This is a genomic window from Cylindrospermopsis sp. CR12, assembly GCF_001432185.1.
GTDB lineage: Bacteria > Cyanobacteriota > Cyanobacteriia > Cyanobacteriales > Nostocaceae > Raphidiopsis > Raphidiopsis raciborskii.
This window is the reverse complement of sequence record NZ_LMVE01000097.1, coordinates 1-3,080: the sequence shown is the minus strand read 5'-3', so window position 1 is coordinate 3,080 and position 3,080 is coordinate 1. Positions and strand designations below refer to the sequence as shown.

Here is a 3,080-nt window from a genome sequence, read left to right as displayed (position 1 = left end):
ATGGAAGTAATGCACGAGCGTAATGCGCACAACTTCCCCTTAGACCTAGCTGCTGGTGAAGTAGCACCTGTAGCATTAACCGCTCCCGCAATCAACGGTTAATAATCAATACTTGTAAATGAAAAGCTCCTCACCAGGTGAGGGGCTTTTTTTATGGGTAAGATCAGGAGAACTTGTCAAGGAAGAAGTTGAGGGTGCGGAATGAGGAATCGGGTCAGGTTAGGTTAATTTTTGTCAACTTTATTTCTTCAGATAAATATTTTTGATTACAATAATACCGTTCATTGAGGAAAAATACTGAGGGAAATAATGACTCAAACTACAGAAAAACTCAAAAAGTTTACGATTTTGCATTCCAATGATATGCACGGCGACTTTTTGGCGGAGGCTAAAAGCGGAGAAGGTAATTTGGTTGGTGGGTTGTCATTACTTTCTGGTTATATTAATAAAGTGCGTCAAACGGAAAAAAATACTCTTTATGTTATTGCTGGTGATATGCTTCAGGGTTCGATGATTGATACCGAATTTAAAGGCTTATCAACCATGGAAATTATGAATTACTTAGCGCCTGATGTAGTAACTTTAGGAAACCATGAATTAGACTATGGCTTTCCCCATTTATTATTCTTAGAAAAAATGGCCAACTTTCCCATTGTTAATGCCAACTTGTATATTAAAAAGTACAGCAAAAGATTGATGAACCCTTATATCATCCTTAATGTAGATGGATTTGATATTATGTTTATCGGCATTGTTACTGAGGAAGTTCTTAGTTCTTTAAAACTAGATACAAGTATCGGTACATTTGTTGGACTGGAAGATGCAGCGGCCGAGGTGGGTAAAATCTGCAACACTTACAAAAATGAGGATATTGATTTGACAATTCTCCTCACACACATTGGTTTTGAAGAGGATAAAAAGTTAGCTGCTATGTTAGATCCTGAGTGGGGGGTAGATATAATCATTGGTGGACACTCTCATACTGTTTTAGAACAGCCCGCCCAAGTAAACAACATCTTAATCTCCCAAGCTGCTGTAGGTACTGATCAGATTGGACGTTTTGACATTACAGTAGATGATGATACTAATAGCATTGTGGAATGGAAGTGGCAGCTTGTTCCTATCAATAATCAAGTAGCTACCCCTGATGTGGACTTGCAAAACTTTATCGATGCTTATAAGGAGCAAGTAGATCGTAAGTACAATCGTATTGTTAGTCGTTTGAGTCGGAAATTAATACATCCAGTACGTGAACAAGAAACTGAACTGGGTAATTTAATCGCCGATATCTTTTCCGAAATCGATATGATTGATGTGGTTTTAGCAGGAAGTAGTGGTATACGAGGCAAAGAACTAGGACCTGTTGTTACACTTGAAGACCTTAAAAAAGTTTATCCTTACGATGGTGCTCTTTATAAAATTAGAGTAAATGGGACACAATTGACAAAAGTGTTCGCCCACATTCTGCGACCAGAAAACAGAAGGCCAGATGAAAGTCAATGTTATCAAATCAGCAAAGGTGTTCAAGTAGTTTATAACGATACTAAAAAGACAATCGAGTCTTTAAATATTAATGGACAATCTGTAGAAGCTAGTCGTCAATACATAATGTGTGTGGAAAATTATCATTATCAAAATTCACTCAAGAATTTGAACCTTACATCTGAAGAGGTAGCTAACGCTAAAGTTGTTGCTACCTCTGCCCAAAGTATTCTTGAAGAATATTTAACTACTCATCAACTTATTGACCGTCATGTAGAAGGACGATGGACTTTTATTAACTAGAGGTTGCTAGCAGTTAACAGTTTTTAAAAACCTTAATCAATGGAATCCAATATCTTTACATCCCTGATCTTACCTATGGCCTTAGGCACAATGATGCTTGGTATGGGGTTGTCCCTTGTGCCAGAAGACTTTCAGCGAGTGGGTAAATATCCAAAAGCCGTGGCAATTGGGTTAGTCAGTCAGTTGTTCATACTGCCCCTCATTGGACTGGCGATCGCAAAGCTTGTACCCATGCAACCTGCGATCGCTACAGGTTTGATGATTTTGGCCTTATGTCCGGGGGGAGTTTCCTCAAATTTGGTGACATTTTTGGCAATGGGTGATGTAGCTTTAAGCGTCACACTGACAGCTTTAAGTAGTTTAATTACTGTATTTACCATTCCCATTTTTGCAAATTTGGCCAGTCAACATTTTTTTGGGCAAGGTGCAGTGGTGGAGTTGCCAATTTGGACGACTATTGGGCAAATTTTTGCAATTACCTTCTTACCGATCATCATTGGTATGAGTATTCGGCAATTTGTGCCAAAACTATCTACAAAAATAGAAAAGATAACTAGTATCTCCGCTACCGTATTATTAGCAGTAATTATTTTGTTGCTGATTATTAAAGAGTGGAGTCGCCTACCGAATTTTATTTTTCAAGTTGGGATCGGTGTTTTGCTGTTAAATACTCTTTCAATGGCGGCGGGATTCTATTTGAGCAAACTTTTTAATCTTAATTACAAGCAACAAATTTGTATCAGCATTGAGGTGGGTATGCAAAACGGAACTCTGGCGATCGCCATTACTGCAGGGTTATTGAATAATCCAGATATGGCGATTCCTGGAGCAATTTATAGCTTGTTGATGTATTTGACGGGATGTATAGCGATCGTCTATGGGCGTAAAATGAAAAGTGAGATGCGATACCGTAGGTAACCCCAGTCCTAAACCTCTATATGTTATACTCCACAGGTCTTGACAGGAGGTAGAGACCACCATGCATTGCCAACTCCAAAAGGGAGCTGACCCCTTGCTGCGGAGAGTGACAGATCAAAACCACAAGTAAGACAGATGCAATTTTGTTCTAGATTATAGGGAGTATTACAAATTGGACAGTTAGACATATTTTATACTATCCCTTTTTCATTTAGGTTAGGGAAACACTTACGAATTCTGACTTTCAGATCTGCATTTTTGAGCCAGCAGGAGCACCAGCAGCAGAAAATATACAGGTTGCCACTAAAAAAAACTCCCCACTGGGTGGGGAGGAAGAAGCGTTTCACTATGATAATATTTGTTATTAACCGTTGATT

Annotated in this window: 2 protein-coding genes and 1 pseudogene; all 3 read left to right on the top strand. The window is 38.7% G+C overall.

The genetic code is table 11. The annotated features are described in order from the left end of the window. Window positions 1–102, top strand: a pseudogene (locus ASL19_RS16835) (photosystem II protein D1); the annotation flags it as partial. A 207-nt stretch (window positions 103–309) separates the two neighbouring features. Next, window positions 310–1,785: a bifunctional UDP-sugar hydrolase/5'-nucleotidase gene (locus ASL19_RS11305; RefSeq protein WP_057178427.1), complete on the top strand. Its 1,476-nt coding sequence runs from the start codon at window positions 310–312 to the stop codon at window positions 1,783–1,785. 39 nt (window positions 1,786–1,824) lie between these two features. Beyond that, window positions 1,825–2,703 carry a bile acid:sodium symporter family protein gene (locus ASL19_RS11300; RefSeq protein ID WP_057178426.1) on the top strand — a complete coding sequence of 293 codons (879 nt, stop codon included), beginning with the start codon at window positions 1,825–1,827 and terminating at the stop codon, window positions 2,701–2,703. Window positions 2,704–3,080: the final 377 nt, after the last annotated feature.

Excerpts from the sequence above, each read along its gene's own strand:
- ASL19_RS11305 (WP_057178427.1), top strand. The coding sequence starts at position 310 with ATGACTCAAACTACAGAAAAACTCAAAAAGTTTACGATTTTGCATTCC.
- ASL19_RS11300 (WP_057178426.1), top strand. The coding sequence starts at position 1,825 with ATGGAATCCAATATCTTTACATCCCTGATCTTACCTATGGCCTTAGGC.